The organism is Pseudomonas citronellolis (assembly GCF_001586155.1).
Taxonomy (GTDB): domain Bacteria; phylum Pseudomonadota; class Gammaproteobacteria; order Pseudomonadales; family Pseudomonadaceae; genus Pseudomonas; species Pseudomonas citronellolis.
This window is the reverse complement of the sequence record NZ_CP014158.1, coordinates 6048546-6065804: the sequence shown is the minus strand read 5'-3', so window position 1 is coordinate 6065804 and position 17259 is coordinate 6048546. Positions and strand designations below refer to the sequence as shown.

14 protein-coding genes and 1 other RNA gene are annotated in these 17259 nt (G+C 60.2%); 5 read left to right on the top strand and 10 right to left on the bottom strand.

Annotation, left to right across the window (positions count from 1 at the left end):
* The first annotated feature begins 233 nt into the window (after positions 1-233).
* A complete protein-coding gene (locus PcP3B5_RS26570) occupies positions 234-1565 on the top strand; it encodes an OprD family porin (RefSeq protein WP_061562822.1) in 1332 nt (443 codons plus the stop codon).
* Between the two features lie 692 nt (positions 1566-2257).
* On the opposite strand, the gene PcP3B5_RS26565 is transcribed toward PcP3B5_RS26570, so the two are convergent.
* Complete coding sequence (locus PcP3B5_RS26565) at positions 2258-5530, bottom strand: carboxyl transferase domain-containing protein (protein ID WP_061562821.1); 3273 nt, start codon at positions 5528-5530, stop codon at positions 2258-2260.
* Positions 5527-7218, bottom strand: a complete 1692-nt coding sequence (locus tag PcP3B5_RS26560) for an AMP-binding protein (protein WP_061562820.1) — start codon at positions 7216-7218, stop codon at positions 5527-5529. The genes PcP3B5_RS26565 and PcP3B5_RS26560 overlap by 4 nt, the downstream gene beginning before the upstream one ends.
* Positions 7219-7376: 158 nt before the next feature.
* On the opposite strand from PcP3B5_RS26560, the gene PcP3B5_RS26555 reads away from it, so the two are divergent.
* Positions 7377-8297, top strand: coding sequence for a LysR family transcriptional regulator (locus PcP3B5_RS26555; RefSeq protein WP_061562819.1), 921 nt, complete (start codon positions 7377-7379; stop codon positions 8295-8297).
* 15 nt (positions 8298-8312) lie between these two features.
* On the opposite strand, the gene PcP3B5_RS26550 is transcribed toward PcP3B5_RS26555, so the two are convergent.
* From PcP3B5_RS26550 to PcP3B5_RS26525, 5 genes are all read right to left on the bottom strand, one after another.
* Positions 8313-8657, bottom strand: coding sequence for a hypothetical protein (locus PcP3B5_RS26550; RefSeq protein ID WP_061562818.1), 345 nt, complete (start codon positions 8655-8657; stop codon positions 8313-8315).
* Between the two features lie 104 nt (positions 8658-8761).
* A complete protein-coding gene (locus tag PcP3B5_RS26545; RefSeq protein ID WP_009613102.1) occupies positions 8762-9022 on the bottom strand; it encodes a hypothetical protein in 261 nt (86 codons plus the stop codon).
* A 130-nt stretch (positions 9023-9152) separates the two neighbouring features.
* Positions 9153-9605: a hypothetical protein gene (locus tag PcP3B5_RS31715; protein ID WP_070065516.1), complete on the bottom strand. Its 453-nt coding sequence runs from the start codon at positions 9603-9605 to the stop codon at positions 9153-9155.
* Between the two features lie 178 nt (positions 9606-9783).
* The gene (locus tag PcP3B5_RS26530) at positions 9784-10296 is read right to left on the bottom strand and encodes a hypothetical protein (RefSeq protein ID WP_061562815.1); all 513 of its coding nucleotides are present in this window, start codon (positions 10294-10296) and stop codon (positions 9784-9786) included.
* A gap of 51 nt (positions 10297-10347) precedes the next feature.
* Positions 10348-10596 (bottom strand): hypothetical protein, encoded by a 249-nt coding sequence (locus tag PcP3B5_RS26525; protein ID WP_009613099.1) that lies wholly within the window; start codon positions 10594-10596, stop codon positions 10348-10350.
* A gap of 160 nt (positions 10597-10756) precedes the next feature.
* On the opposite strand from PcP3B5_RS26525, the gene PcP3B5_RS26520 reads away from it, so the two are divergent.
* Positions 10757-10963, top strand: coding sequence for a hypothetical protein (locus PcP3B5_RS26520; RefSeq protein WP_061562814.1), 207 nt, complete (start codon positions 10757-10759; stop codon positions 10961-10963).
* Between the two features lie 608 nt (positions 10964-11571).
* Positions 11572-15084, top strand: a complete 3513-nt coding sequence (locus PcP3B5_RS31710) for a PIN domain-containing protein (protein ID WP_145923949.1) — start codon at positions 11572-11574, stop codon at positions 15082-15084.
* A gap of 195 nt (positions 15085-15279) precedes the next feature.
* Here PcP3B5_RS31710 and PcP3B5_RS26510 read toward each other — a convergent pair whose 3' ends face one another.
* Positions 15280-15534 carry a hypothetical protein gene (locus tag PcP3B5_RS26510; RefSeq protein ID WP_061562812.1) on the bottom strand — a complete coding sequence of 85 codons (255 nt, stop codon included), beginning with the start codon at positions 15532-15534 and terminating at the stop codon, positions 15280-15282.
* A 432-nt stretch (positions 15535-15966) separates the two neighbouring features.
* Between PcP3B5_RS26510 and PcP3B5_RS31895 the strand changes: the two genes are divergently transcribed.
* The gene (locus PcP3B5_RS31895; protein ID WP_159458823.1) at positions 15967-16131 is read left to right on the top strand and encodes a hypothetical protein; all 165 of its coding nucleotides are present in this window, start codon (positions 15967-15969) and stop codon (positions 16129-16131) included.
* A 10-nt stretch (positions 16132-16141) separates the two neighbouring features.
* On the opposite strand, the gene ssrA is transcribed toward PcP3B5_RS31895, so the two are convergent.
* Together ssrA and PcP3B5_RS26500 are read right to left on the bottom strand one after the other, a co-directional pair.
* Positions 16142-16497, bottom strand: a transfer-messenger RNA (tmRNA) gene (gene ssrA, locus PcP3B5_RS26505).
* A 73-nt stretch (positions 16498-16570) separates the two neighbouring features.
* Positions 16571-17248: a type 1 glutamine amidotransferase domain-containing protein gene (locus PcP3B5_RS26500; protein WP_058488390.1), complete on the bottom strand. Its 678-nt coding sequence runs from the start codon at positions 17246-17248 to the stop codon at positions 16571-16573.
* Between the last annotated feature and the right edge of the window lie 11 nt (positions 17249-17259).

The window sequence follows — 17259 nt, the reverse complement described above, 5'->3', positions numbered from 1 at the left end:
TATTTGTTAAAAGACCTTTGTCCATATCCGGATTCAAATAGCGCTTCGATCCGGCATCATGTCCCCACTCCGCCAGGGGAATAGAGCGGGGCGCGGAAGTACTTCCACTACAGAAACTTACGTTCGCTCGACCATGACTGTTACGCATGGCCGAACATTTGTTCCTGCCTACAAGAAAAGTCGGCCATCACGCTTACCACTGGCCGGCACTCCAAGACTCAAGGGGCAACTCCATGAAGCACCTCAAACGCAGCATGCTCGTGCTCGCCGTTTCCACCGCCGCCATGCAACTGGCCCAGGCCGAACCCTTCGTCAGCGACCAGGCCGACGCCAAGGGCTTCCTCGAAGACAGCCACCTCGACCTGCTGCTGCGCAACTTCTACTACGACCACGACGGCAAGAACGGCGCCGGCGACCAGCGCGACTGGACCCAGGGCATCTTCGCCACCTACAGCTCCGGCTACACCCAGGGCACCGTCGGCTTCGGCGTCGACGCCTTCGGCTACCTGGGCATCAAGCTCGACGGCGGCTCCGGCACCGCCGACAGCGGCAACCTTCCGGTGGACCGCGACGGCAACCCCGAGGACGACTACGGCAAGGCCGGCGGCGCGCTGAAGGTGCGCATCTCCAGGACCGAGCTGAAATTCGGCGACATGCAGCCCACCGCCCCGGTCTTCGCCGCCGGCGGCACCCGCCTGATGCCGCAGACCGCCAAGGGCTTCGCGCTGATGAGCAGCGAACTGCAGGGCCTGGACCTGGAAGCCGGCCACTACACCGCCGGCACCAGCCCGGTGACCACCAGCCACACCGGCGGCATCTGGGCCACCTACGCCAACGTCGAGGCCGACAGCGCCGACTTCGTCGGTGGCCGCTACGCCATCACCCCGGACCTGAGCGTGTCGCTCTACGCCGCCGAGCTGGAAGACATCTGGCGCCAGTACTACGGCAACGCCAACTACAGCCTGGCGCTGGGCGGCGACCAGTCGCTGGGCTTTGACTTCAACATCTACCGCACCAACGACTACGGCCAGGCCAAGGCCGGGCGCATCGACAACACCGCCTGGTCGTTCGCCACCGCCTACTCCTTCCTGCAGGCGCACACCCTGACCCTGGCCTTCCAGAAGGTGCAGGGCGACACCCCGTTCGACTACGTGGGCTTCGGCGACAACGGCGCGGGCGCCGCCGGCGACTCCATCTTCCTGGCCAACTCGGTGCAGTACTCCGACTTCAACGGCCCGGGCGAGCGCAGCTGGCAGGCCCGCTACGACCTGGCGATGGACACCTACGGCGTGCCCGGCCTGAGCTTCATGGCCCGCTACATCAACGGCACCAACATCAACGGCGAGCACATGGCCGCCGACAGCTCGTACCGCGGCTACGAATACGGCCGCGACGGCAGCCACCACGAAACCGACCTGGAGGCCAAGTACGTGGTCCAGTCCGGCCCGGCCAAGGACCTGTCCTTGCGCCTGCGCCAGGCCTTCCACCGCAGCAACGCCGATCAGGCCGAGGACGACAACAACGAACTACGGCTGATCGTCGACTACCCGCTGTCGATCCTCTGAGGCGCCTCTTTCTTGGGGAAGTTGCCGCGCGATGAACGCAGCTTCCCCAAGAGTTCCCCGCAGATTGTTACGTTTTCGCTGAAGGTGTTTCCCAGGACAGGGAATTTATCTGACGCCGGCTGGTCGTTAATGTATTACCCATCCGATTCGGCCTGCCGCATAGCGGTTATTCCCGAATCCCTGCTCCTGACGTTGATTAAATCGTGATTGCTCAATTCAACGTCCTTCCAGCCGCTCCGCCAGGGGCGGCTTTTTTTTGCGACGGTGTTTCTCCTCCACCTAGCGCGGTCTTGCAGGCTGCGCCGAGGTGCTCTTCGTAGGATGGGTTGAGCTTGCGAAACCCATGCTGCCATGGCGATGGATGTCGCTTCGCTCAACGCCATCCTACGACGGCGTCGTAGAGCGCGGTCTTGCAGGCTGCGCCGAGGTGCTCTTCGTAGGATGGGTTGAGCTTGCGAAACCCATGCTGCCGTGGCGATGGGTATCGCTTCGCTCAACGCCATCCTACGACGGCGTCGTAGAGCGCGGTCTTGCAGGCTGCGCCGAGGTGCTCTTCGTAGGATGGGTTGAGCTTGCGAAACCCATGCTGCCGTGGCGATGGGTATCGCTTCGCTCAACGCCATCCTACGAGAGGCCGTGCCCTTGTCCTCGATAACCGGAACCAACGGCGCGATTTCGCCCCGCTGCTGCCGTCACCAGGTATCGATGAACGACCGCCCGCCGGCGTCCGCGGGCGCGGCGCCGGAGGCGGCGTTGAGGCCGCGCAGCAGCCAGGCGCGGGTATCCGCCGGGTCGATCACCGCGTCGATCTCCAGGTAGCTCGCCATGTTCAGCGCCTTGCCGCTCTCGTAGGCCTTGGCCACCAGCTTGTCGAACAGTGCCTGGCGCGCCGCTTCGTCCGGCTGCGCGCTTAGCTCCTTGGCGAAGCCCAGCCGCACCGCGCCCTCCAGGCCCATGGCGCCGAACTCGCCACTGGGCCAGGCGGCGGTGAACAGCGGCGCGTGGAAGCTGCCGGCGGCCATCGCCTGGGCGCCCAGGCCGTAGCCCTTGCGCAGCACCACCGTGAAGAAGGGCACGCTGAGGCTGGCGGCGGTGACGAACATGCGCGAGACGTGGCGCACCGTGCCCTGTTTTTCCGCCTCGGGGCCGACCATGAAGCCGGGGGTGTCGCACAGCGAGACGATCGGCAGGCCGCGCGCCTGGCACAGCTGCATGAAGCGCGCGGCCTTGTCGCCGGCCACCGCGTCGATGGCGCCGCCCAGGTGCGCGGGGTTGTTGGCGATCAGGCCGAACGGCTTGCCCTCGATGCGCACCAGCGCGGTGACCAGTCCGGGGGCGAACTGGCGGCGCAGCTCCAGCACGCTGCCCTGGTCGGCGAGCAGCTCGATCACCCGGCGGATGTCGTAGATGCGCAGGCGGTTTTCCGGGATCACATGGCGCAGCTCGCGTGGGTCGGCGCATTGCCAGTCGCCCGTCTCGCCCTGGAAGTACGCCAGGTACTGCTTGGCCACCCGCACCGCCTCGGCCTCGTCCTCCACCAGCACGTCGATCACCCCGTTGGGGCCCTGCACACTGGTCGGGCCGACCTCTTCCGGCGTGTAGCTGCCCAGGCCGCCGCCCTCGATCATCGCCGGGCCGGCCATGCCGATGCTGGCGTTGCGGGTGGCGATGATCACCTCGCAGCAGCCGAGCAGGGCGGCGTTGCCGGCGAAGCAGCGGCCGGACACGACACCGACGGTCGGCACCCGCCCCGAGAGCTTCGCGAAGCTGACGAAGGTGTGGCAGTCCAGCCCGGCCACGCCGACGAAATCGGTATCCCCCGGGCGGCCGCCGCCGCCCTCGGCGAACAGCACCACCGGCAGGCGCCACTGCGCCGCCAGGGCGAGCAGGCGGTCGGTCTTCTTGTGGTTCATCACCCCCTGGGTGCCGGCGAACACCGTGTAGTCGTAGGCGATGGCCATGCAGCGCGCCGCCTGCTCGCCGAACCGCGCGGCGCCCACGGTGCCGATGCCGGCCACCAGGCCGTCGGCCGGGCTCAGCTCCAGCAGTTCCTCGGTGGAGCGGCGCCGGCGCTGCGCGGCCAGGGCCATGGCGCCGTATTCGCTGAAGCTGCCTTCGTCCAGCAGGTCCGCCAGGTTCTCCCGGGCGGTGCGCTGGCCGGTCCTGCGCCGCTTGGCCACCGCCGCGGGGCGGCGCGCATCGCTCAGGCGCTCGTGGCGTTCCCTGACCTCGGCCAGGTCGGCGCGGATGTGGGCGAGGTCGACGGCCTGCTCGCTCAGCATCGCGCCGCCCTCGACCTCGGCCGGTTCGAGGAACAGCAGCGGCTGCTCCTCGGCCAGCGCATCGCCCGGGGCCGCCGCCAGCAGGCGGACGATGCCGCCGCTTGTGGCCTTGACTTCGAACTCCATCTTCATCGCCTCCAGCACGGCGACGGTCTGGCCAGCGGCCACGCTGTCGCCCTCCGCGACTGCCAGGGCCACCACCACCCCGGTGCTCGGCGCGTTCAGGGCGATGGTGCCGGGCGGCGCATCGACGTTCTGGCGCCGGGTTTCGGCCACGCTGCCGGCGCCGCTGAAATAGCGGTGCGGGTGGCTCTCGCCGCGCGCGCTGAGCAGTTCGCCCAGGTGGCGCTCGACGAAGCGGGTATCGACCTGGTTGGCGGCGACCTCCTCGCGTTGCAGCAGGTTCTGCAGCAGGTGCAGGTTGCTCGCCACGCCTTCCAGGCGGAACTCGCACAGCGCGCGGTAGGCGCGGCGCAGGGCACCGGGATAGTCGCCGGCGCTGGCGATCAGCTTGGCCAGCAGCGAGTCGTAGGCCGGGCTGACCGCATAGCCGGCGTAACCGTAGCCGTCGACACGCAGGCCGGGGCCGGACGGCGGCTGGTAGGCGCTCAGCACGCCGGCGGCCGGCCGCGCGCTGCCGTCGGCCTGGAGCGTTTCCAGGTTCAGTCGCAGCTGTATGGCGCAGCCCCGCACGGCGGGCGGCTTGTCCAGCTGGAGTTCGCCGAGCGTGGCGCCGGCGGCCAGGCGCAGCTGGGCGTGCAACAGGTCGACGCCGGTGACCTGCTCGGTGACCGTGTGCTCCACCTGGATCCGCGGGTTGGCCTCCATGAAGTAGAAGCGCCCGTCGGCCACCAGGAATTCGAAGGTGCCCAGGCCGCGGTAGTTCACCGCGCCGGCCAGGCGCAGGGCGCAGGCGATGATGGCCTCGCGTAGGCCCGCGTCCAGGCCGGGGCTGGGGGCGATTTCCACCAGCTTCTGGTGGCGGCGCTGCAGGCTGCAGTCGCGCTCCCACAGGTGGCTGACGGCGCCCGTGCCGTCGCCGAGCACCTGAATCTCGATGTGCCGGGCCTGCTCCAGCAACTGCTCCACATACAGCGCGTCATTGCCGAAGGCGGCCTGCGCCTCGGACTGGCAGCGGGCATAGGCTTCGGCCAATTCCGCCGGCTCGCGTACTGCGCGCATCCCCCGGCCGCCACCGCCGGCCAGGGCCTTGAGCATCACCGCGCCGTGCTGCGCGGCGAACGCCTGCGCCTCGGCCAGGTCAATGGCGTGGTTCAGGCCGGCCACCAGCGGGGCGCCGCAGCGCTCGGCCAGGGCGCGGGCGGCGGCCTTGTCGCCGAACAGCTCCAGCACCTCGGCCGCCGGCCCGACGAAGGTCAGCCCGGCGGCCTGGCTACGGCGGGCGAACCCGGGGTTCTCGGCGAGGAAGCCGTAGCCGGGATGCACCGCGTCGCAGCCCTGCTCGCGGGCGATGGCGATCAACTGCTCCATGTCCAGGTAGGCGGGCACGCCGCGCCCCTTGAGCGGCACGGCCAGGTCGGCCTTGCGCGTGTGCAGGCTGGCGGCGTCGTCCTCGGCGAACACCGCGACGCTGCGGATGCCCAGGTCGGCGCAGGCCTGGGCGATGCGGATGGCGATTTCGCCACGGTTGGCGATCAGCAGCTTGGCGAAGGGCGGGGTCACAGCAGAGGCTCCAGTTCGTTCTTCTTGATCTTGCCGGTGGCGGTCATCGGCAGGCTTGCGACCATGCGGACCTCCGGCACCTTGTAGACGGCCATGGCCTCGCGGCACCAGGCGAGCAGGCTCTCGGCGCTTTCGCCGGCGCCCGGCTTGAGCACCACGAAGGCCACCGGCTGCTGGCCGCGGCGCGCGTCGGGGCGGGCCAGCACCGCGCTGGCGAGCACCGCCGGGTGCTGGCCGAGCAGCGCCTCCAGCTCGCTGGGGAACACGCTCATGCCGTTCACCTTGATCATCTCCTTGCGCCGGCCCAGGTAGCGGATGAAGCCCAGCTCGGTGATCTGGCCGAGGTCGCCGGTATGCAGCCAGCCGTCGCGCAGCGCCTCGGCGCTGGCCTCGGGGCGGTTCCAGTAGCCCTTGAGCAGCGACGGGCTGCGGATGCACAGCTCGCCTTCCGCGCCCAGGGGCAGCAGCTCGCCGGTCTCGAAATCGCAGACCTTGAAGTCGGTGCCCGGCACCGGCAGGCCGACGAAGGTCGGCGCGCTGTTGAGGTCGAAATCGTCCTGCTGGAAGCCGACGATGAAGGTGTCGCAGGTGTGGGTCTCGGTCATGCCGAAGCTGGTTTCCACCAGCGTGGTGCCGGTCAGCTCGCGCCAGCGCCGGCGGTAGCTGGGTGTCAGCTTCTTGATGAAGGAAATGGCGCCCGACATCCGCAGCGAGGAGAAGTCGAATTCACCGACCCGCGGGTGCTCCAGCACCTCGGCCGCGCTGTCGACCAGCAGGGTGCAGTGGCTGACGCGGTAGCGCTGCACGGCGGCCATGAAGGCCTCGGCGTCCCAGCGCGCCAGCAGCACCAGGCGGCAGCCGGCGAACACCGGGAACAGCAGACCGCCGTTCTCCCCGGCGATCCAGAATTCCGGCAGGAAGTTCAGCAGTACGCTGTCCTGCTCCAGCCGGTTCGCCACCGACAGGTAGCTGGCGCAGGTGTAGAGCATGTCGCCGTGGGTATGCACGCAGCCCTTGGGCAGGCCGGTGGTGCCGCCGGTGTAGTTGAGCGCCGCCACCTCGTCGAGCCGCGCCTGGTGCTGCGGCACCGGTCCCCGGCAAGCCTCCAGGGCCGGGAGGAAGTCGATGAAGTCGTCCCCGGCCAGTTTCGGCGCCAGCAGCATGTCGGGCGGTGGCAGGCTGGGTGTGGCCGGGCACAGCTCGCTGAGGCTGGTGGCCAGCAGCCGGCGCAACGGCGTTTCACCGCGCACCTGGCGCACGATCGGCAGCAACTGGTCGAAGCACAGCAGGGTTTCGGCGCCGCTGTCGTTGAGCTGGTAGCCCAGCTCCAGCGCCTTCGACAACGGGCTGACCGGCACGTACACCGCCCCCGCGCGCAGGATGCCGTAGAAGGCGATGTGCAACTGCGGACAGTTGGGCAGGAACACGGAGACGCGCTCGCCGGGGCGCACGCCCAGCTCGGCCAGCAACGCGGCGCAGCGGTCGGCCAGGCGGTCCAGCTCGGCCCAGGCCAGGCTGTGGCCATAGAAGTCCAGCGCGGGCGCTTCCGGCTTCAGGCGTGCCCAGGTGCGCAGGTAGTCGCCAAGCGGCTGCTGCCCATGCGGGTAGTGTGGCTCACGCGGCGTGCCGGCTGGCCAGGCGGCGGCCTGGAGGCGATGCAGCGCCTGGAGGTAACGGGCTTCGTTCATGGCGGGCACTCTTGTCGTTCTTGTTGTGCTGCATCTTAAAAAGCCGGGGAGAGCGAAAGAACTGACGCCTATTCATCGATATCCATGAACGCTATGCATGGTTGCTCCGGTAGGGATCGCTGCTAGGATGGAGCGGCTGGGGATAGAGGGTGATAGGCATGAATCAAGCGCATGAATGGTCGACTCTCGGTCGTCTGGACCTGAACCTGTTCCGCGTCTTCGAGGTGGTCTACCGCGAGCGCAACCTGACCCGCGCGGCGGACGTCCTGCACCTGAGCCAGTCGGCGGTCAGCCACGCCCTGGCGCGCCTGCGCGAGCAGATCGGCGACCCGCTGTTCGTCCGCCACGGCCGCGGCGTGGCGCCGACACCGCTGGCCGAACAGCTGGCGCCGGACATTCAGCATGCCCTCAACGGCCTGCGCCGCAGCGTGATCCGCCGCCAGGACTTCGACCCGCAGCGCGACCAACGCACCTTCCACCTGAACATGCCCGAACAGCTGGAGCCGGTGGTGCTGCCGGGCATCCTCGACCACCTGCAGCGCACTGCCCCGCAGGTCGGCGTGCGCAGCAGCAGCGTGCACTGGGCGGAACTGAAACAGGAACTGGCCGCCGGCCGCATCGACTTCGCCATCGAGATCGCCCGCCCCACCGACGCCACCCTGCGCCACCGGCAACTGTGGCGCGACGACCTGTGCGTAATGGCCGGCCCGGCCTTCGCCGGCGAACTGACGGCAGAACGCTACCTGGCCGCCGAACACGTCGCCGTCACCTCACGGCGCCGCGGCATCTGCATAGAAGACCTGGCGCTCGGCCAACTCGGCCTGACCCGACAGGTGCGCCAGCATTGCCAGCACTACCTGTCGGCCGCGCTGCTGGTGTCGCAAAGCGATTGCCTGCTGACCATGGCCAGGCGCTACGCCGAACTGCTCAACCGCGGCCTGGGCAACCGCCTGCTGCCAATGCCCCTGGAACTGCCGCCGGTGACGCTGAACCTCTACTGGTCACGGCACGCCGATGGCGAGGCTGGGAACCAGTGGCTGCGGGGGCAGTTGATGGCGGTGGTGAAGCGGATGCGTTGAGGCCGGTGGCTACGCCTAAAGCCATTTCCCGCTGACCAGCATGCTGTCGATCAGCGCCAGCCACAGCGTGGCCGGGACGTTGAGCAACTGCAGCCAATGAAGCGCCCTGGGGCCGCGGAACGACCAGAAGGACGAGGCTATCAAGGCCAGGGGGAGCAACTGCAGCCAGGCGAACAGTTGCCCATTCACCTCCCGATGCCAACCGCCGAACCCGATGACGAGCGCGAGCGAAAACAGCAACAGCGCGCACACCCCATGGGCAGATGAAATCAGCCGCAGGGCCATCGGGGTGCCGGCAGGCGCAGTCTTGAAATACCAGTAGCTCGTCGAAAGCAGGATGAGGGCGCAGAGCACTTCCATTGCCTTGCCTCGTGGTGGGGGAGGGATGGAACACAGTGTGTAATTACAGGCCCGGCAACAAAAAGCCCCCGACGAGGCGAGGGCTTATGGCGGCGGCGCAGCGCTTACTGCAGCAGCACCAGGTCGATGCCTTCGGGCTTCAGCTTGAGTAGCAGCACGTCGTAGTAGAACGCCAGCGCACCGAAGCCGACGCAGAACACCAACATGCTCAAGGTGCCGCCAACCATGCCGTCGCGGTCGGCGATGGCGAACAGGCCGAAGATGAAACCGAACAGGAACAGCCCGGAAAGGAGCTTGCAGACCAGCCGTACCAGGCCGCGGAAGGTGTAGAGCAGGTGGAACAGAACGGTCTTGATGGCGCGCATGGCGACCTCCGTGTCGTTGATGAAAGCGAGCGCCGAGTCCATCGGCTGAATGGGGGGGATTATGCCAGAGCTGGCGGCGGTGTCGCTGCTCCAGGCTGTGCCAGAAGGGAATACTCCCCCTTTTTCGCTTTCAAGCCGTGGTATTCACCCCGGTCCCGCTGGTGCTGCTGCCGGACTCCGTCAACGCCTCGGAGTACGCCGCATAGGCCGTCGCGACACGCGCCCGGGCTGCTTGCTCCTGAACCTGGCGGGCCTGCTTCTCTTCCTCGGTCTGGTTTCCGCCACTCTGGCTGACCTTGGCAAGTTCCTGTTCGGCTTCCTGTAGTTCCTTCTGCGCCTGTTCCACAGCCTCCTTGAGCTTCTCCAGCGTGCTGTCCGAGGTGCTGCTGGAACTGCTGCCGCTTCCCCCGGCTCCACCGGCCCCACCAGCACCCTGCGCCGAACCGCTTGCATTGGTTTGGGATGTGCTCGTTGCACTAGAGGCGGTGCTGCTGTCGTCACTCGTCGACGCGGTGGTGGTGGATGAGTTTGAGGAGGTGGTGAAGCGGAGATTCATGTTGCTGACGGACGAGATGCTGGACATCGGAAGGCTCCGGATCGTGATGGATACCCGGCATGGCGGCCTTCGCGGGGAAACCTTTAGTGGGGTTTGTTAGCGGCTTGGTATCGGTCTGGATACTTCGTTCGGGAAGGACGCGAAAGCGGAAGAGGAGGGCGGCCGATTCATGTGGATCGAACTCGATGCCGAAGTATGTCCGATTTCAATTACCGCCTGCGCACGCCTCGGCTTTTTTCTGCGCAGTTCTCTCGGTTGGATGCTGCTCATGCTGCTGCCACCAGAATTGACACTGCGCTGACGCGAAGCGTTTCTCCTGCGCCACCCTGGCCTGTTCCGCCTGAGCCTGGGCGAGTTGTTCGGCTTTCTGCTGTCGCAGCGCCTCTTCTTCCTGCGCTACTCGTTGGCGTAACTCGGCCTGGGCTCTTTGCGAATCCCGTTCGGCCTGGCGCATGGCTTGCTGCAGGTAGAGGCCGGCGTCATTGAGCGCGGCCTTGATGCGCTGCTCCTGGATGTAGTCGTAAAGCAGCTTTCCGCCCCAGATACCGCCCACGACGATGAAGGCGGCCAGGATGATGGCGTGGCTGGGGTCCATCGGCTGATGGGCGCGGCGGGTTGGGGCCAGCCTGCGGCCAAGACGTTCGTTGCGATCGTCTATTTCCTCGTCCATGTCGAGGCTGAGGCTTTTCAGTTGCTCGTCGATTTCGCGCTTTGCCATACCTGCCGCGTTCCTTGCCGCACTTCCTGTGATCGAACCTTGTGGATATCCCTAGCCCGCAGGGTTGGCCTGGTCGTGATCGGGACTTGTCTGCCCGATCTCCGGCAGCACCTCGCCCGTGCTCAGCCACCAGCGGTAGTGCGGGTAGACCTTGCCGAGGATTTCCACCTCATCGGCGCCGACCCGCGCCCTCCCGCGTTTGATGCTGACCCAGCGGTTGTAGTCCGTGTCGCCTGCGCGCGTCAGTTCGCTCAGGTTGCTCTGGCTTATCAGTCGAAGTGCTCTCTCGGTGATGCTCATTCAATTGGTAACTGATTGTTTTGGACTATGTACAAAGCATAGGCCTGGAAGGTATTTTGACTATGTGCATGAACATAGTTCATGAAATAAGTCGTCCATAAGCCGCCATAGTGCAGCAAAGGCTATGGGTGTGGAAGAAAGCCATTAGGGAGTGGGTGTTATGAACCAACCAGACCTGAACCTCGACCTGTGCACCATCGAAGCTTTTGGTCGGATGTGCGTTTTGCCTGACGAGGTGGTAGCCGAGTGGATCGAGGTTGGCGTGTTGCCGAGCCGGAGCATTGCCGGTATCTGCTTGGTCGATCTGCGGAAGCTTTTTGTTGCGCAGCTTAGCGGCAAGGAGAGCGCTTCGGCGTGTGGGAAATAGGCGGGAGACGCTGGACGAAGGGGAAGGCTGCCAGTGATCGAGCGGGCACAAAAAAGGCACTTGCATGAGTCGCCAAGTGCCTGATTTGTCTGTTTGGTGGAGCCAGGGGGAAGAGAATGCTGCTGATCATTCTGATAAATGTATTTATTTATCAAATGGTTAGGCATTAGTCCGATCCCCGGAAACCTCCCTTTCTGCGCAGAAATTGCCGCCCCTGACGCGTACGTGAAATTGCGGCAGTATCGCTTTTAGCCGATAGAGGCGCCAGAGAAGCTGCTTGGCAAACGAACCAATTGCCTCCACGCTGGCGATGTGCCCGTTAGGCGCAACACTGATATATTCTTATGTGGGTCGGCACATTTCCTAACGATTTAGGTGAAAAAATGGATGTTAATTTCTCCTTTCTAGAAAACTGGAAGTTATATCTAGGTATAGTGCTTGTATTCGCACTATCAATCTTTGTCACCGTGAAAATTGTAAGAAATAAAGTTAGTGTCAATAAGAGCATCACGGCAACGGATGGGTCTATTGCTGTTGATGGTGGGGTTAATGCACCGATAACGATGAAAAAAACAGAGAAAAAATAGGCCTGTCGTACGGATGCGAGCATGGGTAAGAAAACAGATAGTGAAGTAACAAACGTTCACGCTGAGAGCGGAAGCATTGCTGTTTCTGGAGGAATTAATGCTCCAGTAACCTATACCCACAATGATGTGGAGGCAATGGAAAGAGTTTTCAGATCGGTTATACAGGAAGCTGGATTTGCTAGTGCAAATTCTTCTCAAGTTGATATTGATCAGGCTCTACGTGGTGAGTTTGAAGAGCTTATCGACGAATATAGGCGGAAAATCGAGGCTGGAAAGGCAAGGACAGCCCTCGAGCTTTTCAACGATCTCTTCTCACGGCAAAGCGAAAAGCTCTCATCAATTCAAATTTTTCGGATAAAAGCAAATATAGCAATTTGTCAACTTCATTTGGGAAATGCTCCCTTAGCGGCCTGTCTGTTACATGAAGCTTGTTCTTTTGCGCCAAACGAACCAAAGGCCATTGCAAACCAAGTTCTCGCATTTCTTTTGGAGAGCAAGGTAGAGGAAGCATACAGACTAGCAGTAGCTTCGTTAAAAGAAAATCCAAAGAATGAATGGCTAGCAGCTAATGCTCTTCAAGCGGCTAGGCTTTGTTCAGATGACGAGGATGTCTATACTCTTATAGCGGACGAAGTTAAAGAAAGTGAATGTGTTTGTACTGCTCACATTGACTATCTCTCAAGTCGCAAGGCTGAGGGGTTGGCTGATATCGCTCAAGAATATCTTGAGCGATTCCCAAATAATGAATCTATTCGCAATATTGTTGCGCTGACAGCGATGGAGGCTGTCGTAGATAAGCACAATGAGTTGGGAACCAATATATTTCCTATTGAGAATTCATCGAAACTAGATGACGCGGTTAATGTTCTAGAACGAAGCTGGAGTTTTTTTGAAAATAGCGAGAGAGTGATTCATCAGACCAATGAAGCGGATGCGAACAATCTGCTGCTTTGCTATGCACTTCGTGCTGATGTAGAAAAATTGGTTGAATTTAGTTCGAACTTTATAAAGAAATATCCCTCCAGCAGCAAGATAATCGAGGCTATAGTTCAGATCTCCTTAGACTTTCACCTTGGCGAAATATTCCATCAAGCCATCCAATTGCTTCCAGATGAAATGTCTAGGCGATATAAGTTTGTGAATCTGCTTCAAGAGAGAAACTGGAGCGAGATTGCAAAATACCAAGATTATGCTCTTGAAAAATTTGATATGGAATTCAGGTCAGCTGCTAAGGTAGCTACCTTTATCGCTCAGGCTAAGCAAGGAAGTGCAAAAGGAAAACTTGATCTAGAGTCGCTTCTGACAGAGGAAGTACTTCCCGTTCGTGCGAAACTCTCTCTTTACGAACTTGCGATAGCGTCAGAGATAAAGCCAATTATTCAAATTGCCTATGATTATGGGCTTTCTGATGTTACCGAAAAGAGCACTCACTCTGAGATCCTTGCTTATTGTAGGGTCGCCCAGAGTCTTCACGATTGGCGCCGAATTGTTGAGCTTCTTAAAAATGTTGCGGAGCCAACAAAAAATTGTGAAGAGACTCGGCTTCTGGCTCTTGCTTATACTAACGAATATCCAATCCGAGAGGGTGCTGTAAAGTTTTTTGACTCCCTCATGAAGGCTAACCATGCATCAAACCATCTTAGGCTTCTTGCAGGAATTTTTAGCTACAAACATAAAGACTTCGCGTCCGCTAAAAAGCATCTGAATCAATACTTTGAAAGTGGTGGGAGAGATGCTTTCGGACTATTGTCGCTGACAGATATTGCTAGGCTTGAAAACGATGAAGCCGTTTTGGGTGAACTCCTTAAGAAATATGATCCGCGAGAAATTATTGGGTCGCCGGAGCAAATTATCCATTTATCTAGGCTGCTGACATTGCACGGTGATGCAAGAACTGGCTTGGAGTTGGGTTTTAAGATATATAGTGAGAATCCAAAGAGCGCAGAAGTGGCACTTGGATATGCTCATATATTCCTCTTTTCAGGAAAGAGCATAGAAATTGAATCGATAGATACAGTTTCGCCAGGAGTTTGGTTCTCTCTCGTTTCAAGTGATGGCGTTAATTTAGAGCGAATTGTCGATGAGAATTATAATGATATATTTCAACTTGATCCAGATAGTATAGATGAATATGTTAGAAAGGTCTATGGGTTCAAATCAGGTGAGAGCTTTACTCAGTCAAAGCTCCAAGGTGACGTGGTTTGGACGGTCTCAGAGATTAAACATAAGTATTTAAGAGCTTTTCATTATATTCTTGCAAATTATGAGATTGATTTCCCCCAGGCTGGAGGTCTCTGGGCGATAAAGATGAAGGAGGGCGATGTACAACCCATCTTGGACTTTGTAAAGCGCAGCTCTGAAAAGGATCAGAGTATAATATCTGAACTCTGCGAGAAGAGGTTTCCTCTTGGCGCGATGAGTCGAATATGGAAGAAAAATACTATTAAGGTATCTGATCTTGTACGAGGTCAGAATGGAGAGATTTTTACCTGCGCCGGTACATTGGAAGAGCGTCATGCAGCGTACAAAGTAATTGACGAGTATTCCGATAATGGAATTGTTTTAGATACTTATACAGCCTGGGTAGTCTCAGGTTCCAAGATTCTCGAGATTTTACAGAGGTGTTTTGGTAAAGTAATTGTTGGTCGAGCAACAATAGTGGAGTTAATGCATCTTTGCGAAGAGCTAAAAGGTGCGGCTGGGTCAAGCCTTTCACTAGGTTGGATGAACGGGCAATTTCAGAGGACTATAAATAGTCCCGAAGAAAGAGACTCTTTCATCGCCGAAGCCCAACGACGTTTGAAAGTTTTGGAAGAGCTATGCTCTATTGAGACTTATAACCTTCCTGAGTCCGTTGATAATATGACGGATCAGCTTGTAGAGTTGCTAGGGTTTGAAATATTTGAGCCGTACTTTATTGCTCTTAAATATAATGCGGTTTTTTGCTCTGATGACTTCTGTTCAAGAGATTTTGCAAAGGGGCTTTTTCAACTTGGCTCATCTACATGGTTGCAGCCTCTGCTAGATTTTGCAGCTAATGATGGTCGAATAACCCCTGCTGAGTACTGTGCATCTATTGTTAATCTGGCATTTCATCGTCATAGTCATATTTCGCTGGTTCCGCATACCCTCTATAAAATATATGAGGATGATAGTACTTCAGATTTGATTGAGTTTTCCGCTGCTGCGAAATATATAGGGATTGAAAATGCGGAGGTATCGAGCCACATTAGCGTAAGCAAGCAGTTCTTGAAAATGCTCTGGTCCGATGATGTCATTCCTAATAGTAACTCGGTAGTGAAGTTTTACTTAAATCGGTCTGCAAGTAGAGAGAACCCGAGCGTCAAGGCGATGAAGGCTACCAGTATCCTATTGGAAAACGTCATCCGTATGCCGGAACCGCTCGGGCTCCTTGGTTATTTGAGCAAAACCCCTGCGTTGAGGATCAGCGATTATATTTACCGGTGGATTGAAGGGCATTTCTTGCTGAGCAGGGAGGACTGGGAGTCTGCGGAAGCGAGAGCACGCTCTTAGGCCCATTTAGTTTGTGCTCTCTAGGGCCGCTTTGTTGATCCCGAAGTAACTGCGGCCCCTTTCTTTTTCATCTATTTCCATCAAGCAGCTTTTGGATTACCTCGTGCGGATCTGCACATATCTGCTCGCACACGTGGAGAAACTCCACTTTATTTTTCCTGCTCTAATCCTTGCAGTCCCTGCACGCCCCAAGACTTAAACATCTCGCTCAGACCCCTCGCCATCCGGACTAATCTGCCCAACCTCTGGCGCCACTTCCCCGCTCGCCAACCAAAGCGCGTACTGCGGATACAAACGCACCAGCGTTTCCACTTCCTGGGTGCTGATCCGGGTTCGCTTGTCGTAGCGGACCGTTCGCCAGCGGGTGCCGCTGATCTCGGTGCGCTTCACCAGTTCGTCCAGGCCTGTCCTGTCGACAAGCGCTCTCACTCGGTCGTCTATCGAATCCATGTGAAATGGTATTTTACATTTGTAATATACAAATACCTCTGTGTCTTTCGTATATTACAAAGGGGGTGAGGTAAGCCTTCTGGGTTGAGGAGCCCGGCGCCGCTGAATCACGCCCGAATAGTGCAGCAAAAAGCCATGGAGATGGAAGAAAGCCCATAAGGGGGAGTGCTATGAGCCAACCAGACCTGAACCTCGACTTGTGCACCCATCGAAGCCTTTGGCGGGATGTGTGTTTTGCCTGACGAGGTGGTAGCCGAGTGGATCGAGGCTGGCGTGTTGCCGAGCCGGACTATCGCTGGCATTCGCTTGGTCGATTTGGGACGGCTGAACGCCGAACGCTTCAACGACAAGGTTTGCCGACCAAGTGAAAGTGTTGATTAGCAAGCAGCGCTAATTGGCGTCTGTCAGGAAGTGGTGTGGAAGGAGGTTCTGATGGCCAGAAAGTTTTCTGAGCTCAAGGCTAAGATGTCGCAGCAAGCTCAGGCCCGCCTTGAGGCCAAAGCCAAGGCCTTGTTGGACGAAATGTCGTCGACGGACCAGCCAGAGCAAGAATCGCAGGCACAAAAAAGGCACTTGCGTGAGTCGCCAAGTGCCTGATCTGTCTGTTTGGTGGAGCCGGGGGGATTTGAACCCCCGTCCGCCAGCTCTCCGCTATCGGTTCTACATGCTTAGCCATCTCTACTGAGTTAACTCCGCGCGGCCCGAGTGGCAGGGCGCTTGGAGCGAGCTGTATGAGTTTTAGCCGTTACGTCTACAGCGAACTTGGCGGCGATCCTGTTCTATCTGACAGACCTAATCTTCGGGTTTACAGGCATCCCCTAGGGTCTGCTGGCGCCCTTAGGCGGCCAGAGCGTAGTTGTCGTCGTTGGCAACTATGAATTGTGGCAGCGGATTTACGAGAACTGTCACCTACTCGGCATGCCCCTCAAGTTTTGTTACCGGCGTCGAATCCTAATCGGCCCCAGAACCTTTGAAGGTCCCGGCCAGTGTACGGCAAAGCCCCCGGCGAGTCCACCGGGGGCTCTGCAAGCCCCTGTCAGACCAGGAGTTTCAGCACGGCGGCGGCCACCGCTTCGCTCGATGCGGGGTTCTGCCCGGTGATCAGCAGGCGGTCCACTTCCACGTGGCTTTGCCAGTCGTCGGCCTTGGCGTAGCGGCCGCCCTTGGCCTTGAGTTCGCTCTGCACCAGGAAGGGCACTACGGCGGTCAGGCCCACGGCTTCTTCCTCGCTGTTGGAGAAGCCGGTGACGTGGCGGCCCTCGACCAGCGGCTTGCCGTCGCCGTTCTTCACGTGGCGCAGCACGCCGGGGGCGTGGCAGACGGCGGCGACCGGCTTGCCTGCGCTGGCGAAGGATTCGATCAGGGCGATGGAGTACCTGTCCTCGGCCAGGTCCCACAGGGGGCCGTGGCCGCCGGGGTAGAACACGGCGTCGTAGTCGGCTTCGTTCACCTCGGCCAGCTTGCGCGTGTTGGCCAGGGCGGCCTGGGCTTCGGGGTCCTTGCGGAAGCGCTCGGTGGCCGGCGTCTGGGCGTCGGGCTCGTCGCTTTTCGGGTCCAGCGGCGGCTGGCCGCCCTTGGGCGAGGCGAGCGTCAGCTCGGCGCCGGCGTCCTTGAACACGTAGTAGGGCGCGGCGAACTCCTCCAGCCAGAAGCCGGTTTTCTTGCCGGTGTCGCCCAGTTGGTCGTGGGATGTGAGCACTACCAGGATCTTCATGGCCTCTCCTT